Genomic DNA, 13,154 nt, shown 5'->3' with positions numbered 1-13,154 from the left:
CTGCCGGCCGCCACCGCTGCGATGTAAATCAGGCCTGGGCGCCCGCGACGGCGGCGCGCGCCAGTTCGGTAATGCGCGCGTAGTCGCCGCTTTCGAGCGCGTCCGCCGGCACCAGCCAGGAGCCGCCGATGCACAGCACGCTTTTCAGCGCCAGATAGCTGCGGTAATTGTCCGGCGAGATGCCGCCGGTCGGGCAGAAACGCACCTGCGGGAATGGGCCGCCGATCGCCTGCAGCGCTTTTACGCCGCCGTTGGCTTCCGCCGGGAAGAATTTAAATTCGCGCAGGCCGTAATCCATGCCCTGCATCAGCTCGGAAACGGTGCTGATGCCCGGTATAAGGGGAATGGAACCGGCGGTGGCGGCTTTGAGCAGCTCGTCGGTCAGCCCCGGGCTGATGGCGAACTGCGCGCCGGCCTCGGTCACTTCCCGCAGCTGCTGCGGATTGATCACCGTACCGGCGCCGATGATCGCTTCCGGCACCTCTTGGGCGATGGCGCGAATGGCGTCCATGGCGCAGGCGGTGCGCAGCGTCACCTCCAGCACCCGCACGCCGCCGGCGACCAGCGCTTTCGCCAGCGGCACCGCATGTTCCAGCTTGTTGATCACGATGACCGGCACCACCGGCCCCGCCGTCAGGATCTGCTCGGCGCTTGTTGTCCACTTGTTCATGCTGACGTTCTCCTCTGTGGCCGCCGCCAGGCGGCGATGCGGCCAGGCTATCGATTAAAATTTGATGCAGCAGGCGCCCTGCTCGGCGCCTGACAGCTGGCTGCGCAGCGCGCCGAACAGCTCGCGGCCGCAGCCGATGTGTTCGGCGCTCAGATCGGGTTGGCAAGGCGTGCGCCGCGCCAACTCGTCAGCGTCGACCAGCACCTGCAGCTCGCCGCTGCGGCCGTTGACGCGGATCGGATCGCCGTCGCGCACTTTCGCCAGCAGGCCGCCGGTATAGGCTTCCGGGGTGACGTGAATGGCGGAAGGCACCTTGCCGGAGGCGCCGGACAGGCGGCCGTCGGTCACCAGCGCCACTTTGAAGCCGCGATCCATCAACACGCCCAGCGGCGGCATCAGCTTATGCAGCTCCGGCATGCCGTTGGCCTGCGGCCCCTGGAAGCGCACCACCACCACGCAATCGCGATCCAGCTTGCCGGCTTCGAACGCCGGCACGATATCGTGCTGGTTGTCGAACACCACCGCCGGCGCTTCGATGATCTGGTTATCGGCGGGCACCGCCGAGGTTTTCATCACCGCGCGGCCCAGATTGCCGGCCATCACTTTGGTGCCGCCATGATGTTCGAACGGCTGGGCCACGCTGGCGATCACGCTGGCGTCGAGCGAGCCGGCCACGCCTTCGCGCCATACCAATTGGCCGTTGTCCAGCCACGGTTCCTGGGTGTAGCGGCGCAGGCCGAAACCGGCCACGGTGTGCACGTCTTCGTGCAGCAGGCCGTGTTGCAGCAGTTCGCGCACCACCAGCGGCACGCCGCCGGCGGCCTGGAATTGGTTGATGTCGGCCGGGCCGTTCGGGTAGATGCGGCACAGCAGCGGCACCGCCTCCGACAGCTCCGAGAAATCGTCCCAGGTGATGATGATGCCCGCCGCCCGCGCCATCGCCACCAGATGCATGGTCAGGTTGGTGGAGCCGCCGGTGGCCAGCAGCGAGACGATGCCGTTCACCACCACTTTCTCGTCCACCAGGCGGCCGATCGGCAGGTAGTTGCCGGCGGTATCGGTCAGTCGGGTCACCTGGCGCGCGGCGGCGTCGTTCAGCGCGTCGCGCAGCGGCGTGTCCGGATGGACGAAGGAGGCGCCCGGCAGATGCAGACCCATCACTTCCATCACCATCTGGTTGGTGTTGGCGGTGCCGTAGAAGGTGCAGGTGCCGATGCCGTGATAAGAGGCCGCCTCGGCCTCCAGCAGCGCCAAACGGTCGGCCTTGCCCTCGGCGTACAGCTGGCGCACGCGCACTTTTTCCTTGTTCGGCAGGCCGCTGCTCATCGGGCCGGCCGGCACGAACAGCGCGGGCAGGTGGCCGAAGGAGAGGGCGGCCATCACCAGCCCCGGCACGATCTTGTCGCAGATGCCGAGGAACAGCGCGCCGTCGAACATATTGTGCGACAGGCCAACGGCGGCCGACATGGCGATCACGTCGCGGCTCATCAGCGACAGCTCCATGCCGTCCTGCCCCTGCGTCACGCCGTCGCACATCGCCGGCACGCCGCCGGCCACCTGGCCCACGGCGCCGACCGCCTTCAGCGCCTGCTTCAGCCGCTGCGGGTAGTGTTCGTACGGCTGGTGGGCCGACAGCATGTCATTGTAAGCGGTGATGATGGCGATATCGCTGCGCACCATGTTTTTCAGCGACGCCTTGTCATCGGGCTGACAGGCGGCGAAGCCGTGGGCCAGGTTGCCGCAGGCGAGCTGCGCGCGGTGGACGGTTTGGGAGCGGGCCGCCTCGATACGCGCCAGATAGGCGGCGCGGCTGGCCTGGGAACGGTCGATGATGCGCTGTGTGACACGGGACAAGGTTGGATTAATCATGCCTTCCTCACATTGCTGTTGTTATAGTCGCCGCCTGTGGCGGTGCCCCCGGGGGTGATTTGCAGCCCTGGTGTGCAAGGCCGGGGGCGATTTAGGATTTAAAACATCGTGAATGCAATCATGCCGATGGCGCCGCCGACGCTGCCCAGAATGGTTTCCATCACCGTCCAGGTTTTCAGCGTTTGCAGTTCGTTGGCGCCGGTGAATTTGCCGAACAGCCAGAAGCCGGCGTCGTTGACGTGGCTCAGCACGATGGAGCCGCCGGCGATGCAGATGGCCAGCGCGGCCAGTTGCCCGCCGTTCAGACCGAGCTGACTGGTGACCGGCAGCACCAGACCGACGGTGGTCAGGCAGGCGACGGTGGCCGAGCCCTGAATCACCCGCACCATGGCGGACAGCGCGAAGGCGGCCACGGCGATCGGCAGGCCGGCGCCGATCATGGCGTCACCCAGCGCCGGCCCTACGCCGGAATCCACCAGGATCTGCTTGAACACCCCGCCGGCGCCGGTCATCAGCAGGATGATCCCGGCCGGCTGCACCGCGGCGGAGCAGATGGCCAGCGTTTGTTCGTTGCTCATGCCGCGTGGCTTCGCCAGACCGTAAATCACGATCAGGCAGGCCAGCAGGATGGCTGTGAACGGGTGGCCGATAAACTCCAGCCACTGCTGCAGCTGCGAGCCGGGGGTGACCAGCCGCGCGCCGATGGTTTTCATGCCGACCAACACCAGCGGGCACAGCACCAGCGCCAGGCTAAAGCCGAACGACGGCAGATTGCCCTTGGTCAGCGTCTGCTCATTCTCTTCCGGCGGCATCGGCCAGTTGACGAAACGGCTGATAAAGCTGCCGTACAGCGGGCCGGCGATCAGCATGCCGATCACCGCCGCCACCAGGCCGATGGCGATCATCCAGCCGAAATCGGCCTTCATCTGCGACGCCAGCAGCATCGGCACCGGCCCCGGCAGCAGGAAGGAGGCGGCGGCGGCCACGCCGGCGAACAGCGGGATGGCCAGCTTGACGATATTGCCGTCGGTGCGGCGCGCCACGGCGAACACGATGCCGATCAGCAGCACCACCGCCACGTCGAAGAACAGCGGCAGCGCGCAGATCAGCCCGGCGATGCCGAGCGCGTAGTGCGCCTTGCTTTGTCCGAATCGTTTCAGCAATTGCGCCGCAATTTGGTCGAGCGCGCCGACCTCATGCAGGATCTTGCCGAACATCGCCCCGAGCGCCACTACGATCGCCAGGAAGCCCAGCGTGTCACCCATGCCTTTTTGCATGGTGTCGGCGATGTGTTCCAGCGGCATGCCGGAGAAAATGCCGGCGGCGATGGACACCAGCATCAGCGCGACGAAGGCGTGCATGCGCGCCTTCATCACCAGGAATAACAGCAGTAAAACCGAGCCGACTGCGGTACCGACCAGCGTTACGGTACTCACGCGCACACGTCCTGCGGCAGGAAGCTCTGGATATGGCGCACGGTATCGGCGATCACCGCGTCCAGCGGCTGATTGATGTCGATCGCCATCACGTCGTTCTCGTCGGCGCCCGGTTGCTCCAGCGCGGCGAACTGGGTGACCAGCATCTGCGGTTTGAAGAAGTGGCCGTTGCGCGCCGCCAGGCGGGATTCGATCACCGGGAACTCGCCGTGCAGATAGATGAATGACAGGTTGCCGTTGCCGGCGCGCAGGCGGTCGCGATACTGCTTTTTCAACGCCGAACAGACGATGATCGACACGTTGTTGGTGCGCTGCATGGCGAAGGCGGCGTCGTTGAGCGCGGCCAGCCACGGGGCGCGATCGTCGTCGTTCAACGCTTCCCCGGCGGCCATCTTCAGGATGTTGCTGCGCGGGTGCAGGAAGTCGCCGTCGAGGAAGCCGGCGGAGAGTTGGCGGGCCGCGGCGGCGGCGACGGCGGACTTGCCGCTGCCGGAAACGCCCATAACGACGTAAATGCGATTTTGATTGTTGGTCATGGCTTGGCTCCAAAACACCGGGTGACGTTACCTTCATTCAGCTTGATTGTTACCGGTAACATGTTATCGGTAACATTGTCGAAGGAAGTTTGAGCGGTTGCAATGGGCTTTCGCCGTGAGGATCGTTAACTGTGATCGGCTTCAAGCTTTTTTCCTGTGCGCTAAACAGGATGCCGACAGCCTGTTACATGCTGACAACAGAGCATGGCAGGAGAGCAGGGGCGCACTGGGGCGCCCCTCGGATGAGCGGGATTAGCGCACGCCGCCGTAGGCCAGGCTGATCTCTTTCGCCGCGTGGATCACCAGCGCGCCCAGCTCGATCACGCGATCGTCGGTGATGCGCGACACCGGGCCGGAGATGGAAATGGCGGCGAAGGCTTCGCGGTGCTCGTCGAAGATGCAGGCCGCCACGCAGCGCAGGCCGAGCGCGTGCTCTTCGTCGTCAAAGGAGAAGCCCTGTTTGCGGATCTGCGCCAGCCCCTCTTTCAGGTTGTGCGGCGTCAGGGTATGCGGCGTGTAGGTGTGCATGCCTTTCTTGTGCAGCAGTTTGGTCACCTGATCGTCCGGCAGGGTGGCGAGGAACGCTTTGCCGGCACCGGAGGCGTGCATCGGCAGTTTGCCGCCGATCGGCGCCGACATGCGCATCAGCGCCGTGCACTGCACCTGATCGATGATGATCGCCTGGTACTCGCTGGTATCCAGCACCGCCAGGTTGACGGTTTCGCCGGACTCCTCCATCAGGCGGCGCAGCGTCGGATGCACCATCGCCAGCAGGTTGCGGCTTTGCAGGAAGCTGCTGCCGACCACAAAGGCGTGCGAGCCGATGGTCCACAGGCCGAGATCGCCGACCTGGCGCACGAATCCCTGCTGCTGCATGGTGGTGAGCAGGCGGTGAGTGGTGGAGTTCGGCAGGCCGGCCTGCTGGGCCAGATCGGTCAGCGCCACGTTGCCCTGGGCTTCCGAAATGTATTCCAACAGTTTCAGGCCACGGGTCAACGATTGTACCTGACCGGTCGCCGCACTGGCGGCGGGGGCTGCTGCGCGGGGCTTCTTGCCGCGCTTGGCGGGAGCAGGAGTGGCCATGGATGAGATTCCTTTTTCCGTATGATGGAATTCATTTTCGTTTTTTGTCGATGAATTGCAAGCCGCCGTCAGCTCATCGGAGGTGTTGGCGCACAACCTGAAAAACTCTCAATTGTCGCCTGGCCCTTTGTCCTTACAAGCTGTGCTAGGATGACTCGTTGGTTTTTGCGGCAGTTGAGCAATGGGCTGGATGGCAATGGAAGGGGTTACAGTGACGAATCGAGTAGAACAACTGCGCCGCCAGTTAGCGCAGCGCATTTTGGTGTTGGACGGCGGCATGGGCACCATGATCCAGAGCTACCGTCTGAATGAGCGCGATTTCCGCGGTGAGCGTTTCGCCGACTGGCGCAGCGATCTGAAAGGCAATAACGATCTGCTGGTGCTGACCAAGCCGGAAGTGATCACCGCCATTCATTACGCCTATCTCGAGGCGGGCGCCGATATCCTTGAGACCAATACCTTCAACTCCACCTCCATCGCCATGGCCGACTACCATATGGAGTCGCTGTCCGCCGAGATTAACTATCAGGCCGCCTGCCTGGCGCGCGCCTGCGCCGACGAATGGACGGCGCGCACGCCGGAAAAACCGCGCTACGTCGCCGGGGTGTTGGGGCCGACCAACCGCACCGCGTCCATCTCGCCGAACGTCAACGATCCGGCGTTCCGCAACATCTCGTTCGATGAACTGGTGGCGGCTTACCGCGAATCGACCCGCGCGCTGGTGGAAGGCGGCGTCGATCTGATCATGATCGAAACCATCTTCGACACCCTCAACGCCAAGGCCGCCGCTTTTGCGGTGGAAACCGAATTCGAAGCGCTGGGGGTGGAACTGCCGATCATGATTTCCGGCACCATCACCGACGCCTCCGGCCGCACCCTGTCCGGCCAGACCACCGAAGCGTTTTACAATTCGCTGCGCCACGTCAAGCCGCTGACCTTCGGCCTGAACTGCGCCCTGGGGCCGGATGAGCTGCGTCAGTACGTCGCGGAGCTGGCGCGCATCTCGGAGACCTACGTCACCGCACACCCGAACGCCGGTTTGCCGAACGCCTTCGGCGAGTACGATCTGGATGCGGCCGAGATGGCGCGCCAGGTCGGGGAGTGGGCGCAGGCCGGCTTCCTCAATATTATCGGCGGCTGCTGCGGCACCACGCCGGAACATATCGCCGCGATGGCCAAGGCGGTCGAGGGCGTGCCGCCGCGCCGGCTGCCGGATATCCCGGTCGCCTGCCGCCTGGCCGGTCTGGAGCCGTTGACCATCGACGCCAACACCCTGTTCGTCAACGTCGGCGAGCGCACCAACGTCACCGGCTCGGCGCGTTTCAAACGCTTGATCAAAGAAGAGAAATACAACGAGGCGCTCGAGGTGGCGCGTCAGCAGGTCGAGAGCGGCGCGCAGATCATCGACATCAACATGGATGAGGGGATGCTCGACGCCGAAGCGGCGATGGTGCGCTTCCTCAACCTGATCGCCGGCGAGCCGGATATCGCCCGGGTGCCGATCATGATCGACTCCTCCAAGTGGTCCGTTATCGAGAAAGGCCTGAAGTGCATTCAGGGCAAGGGCATCGTCAACTCGATCTCGATGAAGGAGGGCGAAGAGGCCTTTATCCACCACGCCAGGCTGGTGCGCCGCTATGGCGCCGCGGTGGTGGTGATGGCGTTCGACGAAGTGGGCCAGGCGGACACCCGCGAGCGCAAGTTCGAGATCTGTCGCCGCGCCTATAAAATTTTGACCGAACGCGTCGGTTTCCCGCCGGAAGACATCATTTTCGACCCGAACATCTTCGCCGTCGCCACCGGCATCGACGAGCACAACAACTACGCCGTCGACTTTATCGAAGCCTGCGCCGACATCAAAACCCACCTGCCGCACGCGATGATCTCCGGCGGGGTGTCCAACGTGTCGTTCTCGTTCCGCGGCAACGATCCGGTGCGTGAAGCGATCCACGCGGTATTCCTGTATCACGCTATTCGCAACGGCATGGACATGGGCATCGTCAACGCCGGGCAGCTGGCGATTTACGACGATCTGCCTGGCGAGCTGCGCGAGGCGGTAGAAGACGTGATCCTCAACCGTCGCGAGGATGGCACCGAACGCCTGCTGGAACTGGCGGAAAAGTACCGCGGCAGCAAAGACGGCGAAGCGGCGGTGCAGCAGGCGGAATGGCGCGGCTGGCCGGTGGAGAAGCGGCTGGAATACTCGCTGGTGAAGGGCATCACCGAGTTTATCGAACTGGACACTGAAGAAGCGCGGCAGCAGGCCGAACGCCCAATCGAAGTGATCGAAGGGCCGCTGATGGCCGGGATGAACGTGGTCGGCGATCTGTTCGGCGAGGGCAAGATGTTCCTGCCGCAGGTGGTGAAATCCGCCCGCGTGATGAAGCAGGCGGTGGCCTACCTGGAACCGTACATCGAGGCCAGCAAGCAGCAGGGCACCTCCGCGGGGAAAATCCTGTTGGCGACGGTGAAAGGCGACGTGCACGACATCGGCAAGAACATCGTCGGCGTGGTGCTGCAGTGCAACAACTATGAAATCGTCGATCTTGGCGTGATGGTGCCGACGGAGAAAATCCTGCGCACCGCGCGCGAGGAGAATGTCGACATCATCGGCCTGTCAGGGTTGATCACGCCGTCGCTCGACGAGATGGTCAACGTGGCCAAAGAGATGGAGCGCCAGGGCTTTACGCTGCCGCTGCTGATCGGCGGCGCCACCACCTCCAAGGCGCACACCGCGGTGAAAATCGAGCAGAACTACAGCGGCCCGACCACCTACGTGCAAAACGCCTCGCGCACCGTGGGCGTGGTGTCGGCGCTGTTGTCCGCCACCCAGCGCGACGAGTTTGTGGCGCGCACCCGCAAAGAGTATGAAACGGTGCGCATTCAACACGCGCGCAAAAAGCCGCGCACGCCGCCGGTCGATTTGCACAAGGCGCGCGCCAACGCCATGGCGCTGAACTGGGCCGACTATCAGCCGCCTGCGCCGCGGCAGCTTGGCGTGTTTCCGGTGTCGGCCGGCATCGAGACGCTGCGCCACTATATCGACTGGACGCCGTTCTTCATGACCTGGTCGCTGGCGGGCAAATACCCACGCATCCTCGAGGATGAGGTGGTGGGGGAAGAGGCCAAGCGCCTGTTCCATGACGCCAATCAGATGCTGGATCGGTTGGCCGCCGAGCGCAGCCTCAACCCACGCGGCGTTTACGGCCTGTTCCCGGCCAACCGCGTCGGCGACGACGTGGAGGTATACCGCGACGAACGGCGTGACGAGGTGCTGGCGGTGAGCCGCCACCTGCGGCAACAGACGGAAAAAACCGACTTCCCGAACTACTGCCTGGCGGACTTTGTGGCGCCGAAAAGCAGCGGCAAAGCCGACTACTTCGGCGCCTTCGCGGTGACCGGCGGGCTGGAGGAAGACGCGCTGGCGGCGGCGTACGACGCGCAGCACGACGATTACAACAAAATCATGGTCAAGGCGCTGGCGGATCGTTTGGCGGAGGCTTTTGCCGAATACCTGCACGAACAGGTGCGCAAGCTGCACTGGGGCTATGCCGCCGACGAGAGTCTGAGCAACGAGGAGCTGATCCGGGAAAACTATCAGGGCATCCGGCCGGCGCCGGGCTACCCGGCCTGCCCGGAGCACACCGAAAAAGCGACCATCTGGCAGCTGTTGGACGTCAACCGCCACACCGGTATGGAACTGACGGAGTCCTTCGCCATGTGGCCGGGGGCGGCGGTATCCGGCTGGTACTTCAGTCACCCCGAGAGCAAGTACTTCGCGGTGGCGCAGATCCAGCGCGATCAGGTGGAAGACTACGCGGCGCGTAAAGGGATGAGCGTGAGCGAGGTCGAGCGCTGGCTGGCGCCAAACCTCGGCTACGACGCCGACTGACTTTCCTCTTTAAGGGCGCAGCGATGCGCCCTTGTCATTTACAGCGCTTCCACATCGATGTGCAGCGCGTCGTACCGCCAATACTCCAGGTCACAATCGATCACCCTGTCGTGCTGATCGCGATTCACCCGCGTAATGAACAGCGCCGGGCTGCCGTAGGTCACCTTCAGCATGGCGGCGGCCTGCTGCGGCAGCAGGGTGGGCAGCATGTCGAAACGCACCCGGCCGTAGTGAATGCCGTAGCGCGCGGCGTACAGCGCGGTCAGCGACTGGGTCAGATCTTCGTCCAGAATGCCGGGGAAATAGGCCGGATTGAGGTAGTGCTCGCAGTACAGCACCGCGCGTCCGTCGATGTAGCGCAGCCGGCGAATGCGATAGGCCTGCGCGCCGGGAGGCAGCGCCAGGCGGCCGGCCAGCGGCGCGTCGAGCGTGACGACCGCGCTGTCGATCGCTTCGGTATGCGCGGCGCGCCCCTGCTGCTGCGCCATGGCGTGAAAATGGCTGCGCTGCAGCGGGTTGTAGATCAAACGTGGCGGCGAGATGAACCAGCCGCGCCGCACCTGGCGGTAGATGACGCCCTGCGCCTCCAACTGGCCGAGCGCCTCCTGCAAGGTAATGCGGGTGGTGGCGAATTGCTCGCTCAGGGCGCGTTCGGAGGGCAGCTTGCCGTCCACGGCGAACTCGCCGGCGGTGATGCGGGCGCTCAGCGTTTGGCAGATGGTGGCGACGGTCGTCGGTGCTTCACTCATACAGCGGGTGTCCCGTTTCAGTGCGTTTGGCCTTCCTTAAGGTAGACCAGCGTCGCGTTTTCGCCGTTGCAATGGGTGATAAAACTGTCGCTTTTTTAAGCTGACATATAATTATCACATTCGTCCGTTAGATTGGTTTGGTCCTTGCTGGACTAGTCCAGCCATCCCCACACTACCACCTGGAGCATCAGTTATGAAACGTTTGTGCGCTTCTGTGTTAACCAGTGCCATCGTGTTATCCAGCCAGATGAGCTGGGCCGCGGATACCGATCTGGCGGCGCTGGAGCAGGCCGCGAAGAAAGAAGGCGAAGTCAACAGCGTCGGCATGCCGGACAGCTGGGCCAACTGGAAAGGCACCTGGCAAGATCTGTTGAGCAAGTACGGCCTGAAGCATGTCGATACCGACATGAGCTCCGCGCAGGAGATCGCCAAATTCGATGCGGAAAAGAACAACGCCACGGCGGACATCGGTGACGTCGGCGCGGCCTTCGGCCCGGTGGCGGTGCAGAAGGGCGTAACGCAGCCGTACAAACCGTCTACCTGGGATCAGGTGCCGGAGTGGGCGAAAGACAAAGACGGGCACTGGGTGCTGGCTTACACCGGCACCATCGCCTTCATCATCAACAAGCAGCAGGTGAAAGACATCCCGCACAGCTGGGCCGATCTGCTCAAGGGCAGCTATCAGGTCACCATCGGCGACGTCGGCACCGCGTCGCAGGCGGCCAGCGGCGTGCTGGCGGCGACCTACGCCATGGGCGGCAACGAGAAAAACCTCAAGCCGGGCCTGGAATTCTTCGGCAAGCTGGCCAAGGCCGGCCGCCTGAGCCTGAGTAACCCGGTGATCGCATCGTTGGAGAAAGGGGAAGTGCAGGTTGGCGTGGTGTGGGACTTCAACGGCCTGAACTATCGCGATCAGATCGACAAAACCCGTTTTGAAGTGCTGATCCCGTCGGACGGCTCGATCACCTCCGGCTACACCACCATCATCAACAAATACGCCAAGCACCCGAACGCCGCCAAGCTGGCGCGCGAATACATCTTCTCCGACGCCGGCCAGATCAACCTGGCGCGCGGCTATGCCCGCCCGATCCGCGCCGAACATCTGACGCTGCCGGACGACGTCAAGGCCAAGCTGCTGCCGGCCGAGCAGTACAAGAACGCGCACCCGATCGCCGATCCGGCGGCCTGGGAACAGAGCGCCAAAGCGCTGCCGCGTTTGTGGCAGGAAAACGTCATTATGTTTATGCAGCAGTGAGTTAACGCACCATGAAAACGATCCTCGTGCTGCTGGACGGCCTCAACTACCGGGTGGCGCATGACGCCATGGGGTATCTGCAGGCCGAATGCGCGGCGGGACGCGGGCGGTTGTACCTGCTGGAGAGCGAGTTGCCCTCGCTCTCCCGGCCGCTGTATGAATGCATCCTCACCGGCGTCACGCCGGTGGAGAGCGGTGTGGTGCACAACCACGTCTCGCGCCTTTCTCATCAACAAAGCGTGTTTCATTACGCGCGCGCCGCCGGGCTGACCACCGCCGCCGCCGCGTATCATTGGTTCAGCGAATTGTATAACCGCACGCCGTTCGACGCCGCGCGCGACCGCCACACCGACGCTCCCGAGCTGCCGATTCAGCACGGCCATTTCTATTACGACGACGGCTATCCCGACAGCCATCTGTTCGACGACGCCGAAAGCCTGCGCCAGCGTCATCAGCCGGATTTCCTGCTGATCCACCCGATGAACATCGACGACGCCGGGCACCGCTTCGGCCTCTCTTCGCCGCAGTACCGCAACGCGGCGCGCCGCGCCGACGGCTCGCTGTCGCGCTACCTGCCCGAGTGGCTGGCGGCCGGTTATCAGGTGCTGGTCACCGCCGACCACGGCATGAACGACGATCGCAGCCACGGCGGGGTGTTGCCGGAAGAGCGCCAGGTGCCGCTGTTCGTGTTCGGCGCGGGCTTCAGCCTGGACGACGCCGATCCGCAGCAAACCGAGCTGTGCGGCACGATCTGCGATCTGCTGCAGGCGCCGCACGACAAGCCGCGCTGTCGGGCGCTGCTGGCGCAGGATGCGCGATGAACAGCAAAACCAAATGGATCGCCGCGCTGTGCCTGCTGCCGTTTATCGTGCTGTTCGGCGCGTTTCAGATCGCCCCGCTGGTGTGGATCGCGGTTCACAGCTTTTTCAGCGAGAGCAGCGGCTGGGGATGGGGCAACTATGTCGATATCCTTACGTCGCCGTTCTACCTGCAGGCCTTTCAGTTCTCGCTGGAGATCTCGCTGTGGTCGAGCGTCTACGGCTTGCTGATTGCATTAGTGGGCAGTTACTCACTTCGCCAGCTCGGCCAGACCCGCTTTCATGACTTCGTGATGTCGTTCACCAACATGACCAGCAACTTCGCCGGGGTGCCGCTGGCGTTCGCCTTCGTCATTCTGTTGGGGTTGAACGGCTGCCTGACGCTGCTGCTGCGCAAATACGGTTTGATGGAGAGCTTCAACCTCTATTCCAAGAGCGGCCTGATCGTGCTGTATACCTACTTCCAGATCCCGTTGGGCGTGCTGTTGCTGTATCCGGCGTTCGATGCGCTGCGCGCCGATTGGCGCGAGTCGGCGGCGCTGCTCGGCGCCGGCCCCTGGCGCTACTGGCGGCATATCGGCCTGCCGGTGTTGGCGCCGGCGCTGATGGGCACCTTCGTCATCCTGCTGGCCAACGCGCTGGGCGCCTACGCCACGGTGTACGCGCTGACCACCGGCAACTTCAACGTGATCCCGATCCGCATCTCGGCGCTGGTGGCGGGGGACATCTCCCTCGATCCGAACCTGGCCAGCGCGTTGGCGATGCTGCTGGTGGCGATGATGGCGTTTATCACGGTGATCCACCAATGGATGCTGCGCAGGAGCTACCTCAATGCGCGCTCATAAT

Annotated in this window: 10 protein-coding genes; 4 read left to right on the top strand and 6 right to left on the bottom strand. The window is 63.8% G+C overall.

Annotated elements, in window-relative coordinates; all coding sequences use genetic code 11:
- Positions 1–28 precede the first annotated feature (28 nt).
- From ACORQT_RS22275 to iclR, 5 genes are all read right to left on the bottom strand, one after another.
- Complete coding sequence (locus ACORQT_RS22275; RefSeq protein ID WP_025304481.1) at positions 29–670, bottom strand: bifunctional 4-hydroxy-2-oxoglutarate aldolase/2-dehydro-3-deoxy-phosphogluconate aldolase; 642 nt, start codon at positions 668–670, stop codon at positions 29–31.
- 54 nt (positions 671–724) lie between these two features.
- Positions 725–2,539, bottom strand: coding sequence for a phosphogluconate dehydratase (gene edd / locus ACORQT_RS22270; RefSeq protein ID WP_444859280.1), 1,815 nt, complete (start codon positions 2,537–2,539; stop codon positions 725–727).
- Positions 2,540–2,637: 98 nt separating this feature from the next.
- Positions 2,638–3,975, bottom strand: coding sequence for a gluconate transporter (gntU, locus tag ACORQT_RS22265; protein ID WP_072626893.1), 1,338 nt, complete (start codon positions 3,973–3,975; stop codon positions 2,638–2,640).
- Positions 3,972–4,511 (bottom strand): gluconokinase, encoded by a 540-nt coding sequence (gntK, locus tag ACORQT_RS22260; RefSeq protein ID WP_004936645.1) that lies wholly within the window; start codon positions 4,509–4,511, stop codon positions 3,972–3,974. Before gntK ends, gntU begins: the two co-directional genes overlap by 4 nt.
- A gap of 252 nt (positions 4,512–4,763) precedes the next feature.
- Positions 4,764–5,594: a glyoxylate bypass operon transcriptional repressor IclR gene (gene iclR / locus ACORQT_RS22255; RefSeq protein ID WP_004936648.1), complete on the bottom strand. Its 831-nt coding sequence runs from the start codon at positions 5,592–5,594 to the stop codon at positions 4,764–4,766.
- A gap of 196 nt (positions 5,595–5,790) precedes the next feature.
- Between iclR and metH the strand changes: the two genes are divergently transcribed.
- On the top strand, positions 5,791–9,486 hold the full coding sequence (gene metH / locus ACORQT_RS22250) for a methionine synthase (protein WP_204317253.1): 3,696 nt from the start codon (positions 5,791–5,793) through the stop codon (positions 9,484–9,486).
- Between the two features lie 38 nt (positions 9,487–9,524).
- On the opposite strand, the gene ACORQT_RS22245 is transcribed toward metH, so the two are convergent.
- Positions 9,525–10,235 carry a UTRA domain-containing protein gene (locus tag ACORQT_RS22245; protein WP_042785476.1) on the bottom strand — a complete coding sequence of 237 codons (711 nt, stop codon included), beginning with the start codon at positions 10,233–10,235 and terminating at the stop codon, positions 9,525–9,527.
- Positions 10,236–10,428: 193 nt separating this feature from the next.
- Between ACORQT_RS22245 and ACORQT_RS22240 the strand changes: the two genes are divergently transcribed.
- The 3 genes from ACORQT_RS22240 to ACORQT_RS22230 are packed head-to-tail and all read left to right on the top strand — an operon-like array spanning position 10,429 to position 13,153.
- Positions 10,429–11,490 (top strand): ABC transporter substrate-binding protein, encoded by a 1,062-nt coding sequence (locus tag ACORQT_RS22240; RefSeq protein WP_072626862.1) that lies wholly within the window; start codon positions 10,429–10,431, stop codon positions 11,488–11,490.
- Positions 11,491–11,501: 11 nt separating this feature from the next.
- A complete protein-coding gene (locus ACORQT_RS22235) occupies positions 11,502–12,311 on the top strand; it encodes an alkaline phosphatase family protein (protein WP_016930299.1) in 810 nt (269 codons plus the stop codon).
- Positions 12,308–13,153, top strand: coding sequence for an ABC transporter permease (locus ACORQT_RS22230; protein ID WP_033651199.1), 846 nt, complete (start codon positions 12,308–12,310; stop codon positions 13,151–13,153). The genes ACORQT_RS22235 and ACORQT_RS22230 overlap by 4 nt, the downstream gene beginning before the upstream one ends.
- Position 13,154 lies beyond the last annotated feature (1 nt).

The sequence above is a fragment of the Serratia sp. (in: enterobacteria) genome, from assembly GCF_052400455.1.
Taxonomy (GTDB): Bacteria; Pseudomonadota; Gammaproteobacteria; order Enterobacterales; family Enterobacteriaceae; genus Serratia; species Serratia ureilytica.
The sequence above is the reverse complement of the archived record's forward strand: the minus strand, read 5'-3'. Positions and strand labels throughout refer to the sequence as shown.

What these genes read in the sequence shown, in the direction of transcription:
- ACORQT_RS22275 (WP_025304481.1), bottom strand. Translation starts at nt 670, where the DNA reads ATGAACAAGTGGACAACAAGCGCCGAGCAGATCCTGACGGCGGGGCCG.
- edd (WP_444859280.1), bottom strand. Translation starts at nt 2,539, where the DNA reads ATGATTAATCCAACCTTGTCCCGTGTCACACAGCGCATCATCGACCGT.
- gntK (WP_004936645.1), bottom strand. Translation starts at nt 4,511, where the DNA reads ATGACCAACAATCAAAATCGCATTTACGTCGTTATGGGCGTTTCCGGC.
- iclR (WP_004936648.1), bottom strand. Translation starts at nt 5,594, where the DNA reads ATGGCCACTCCTGCTCCCGCCAAGCGCGGCAAGAAGCCCCGCGCAGCA.
- metH (WP_204317253.1), top strand. Translation starts at nt 5,791, where the DNA reads ATGGAAGGGGTTACAGTGACGAATCGAGTAGAACAACTGCGCCGCCAG.
- ACORQT_RS22245 (WP_042785476.1), bottom strand. Translation starts at nt 10,235, where the DNA reads ATGAGTGAAGCACCGACGACCGTCGCCACCATCTGCCAAACGCTGAGC.
- ACORQT_RS22240 (WP_072626862.1), top strand. Translation starts at nt 10,429, where the DNA reads ATGAAACGTTTGTGCGCTTCTGTGTTAACCAGTGCCATCGTGTTATCC.
- ACORQT_RS22235 (WP_016930299.1), top strand. Translation starts at nt 11,502, where the DNA reads ATGAAAACGATCCTCGTGCTGCTGGACGGCCTCAACTACCGGGTGGCG.
- ACORQT_RS22230 (WP_033651199.1), top strand. Translation starts at nt 12,308, where the DNA reads ATGAACAGCAAAACCAAATGGATCGCCGCGCTGTGCCTGCTGCCGTTT.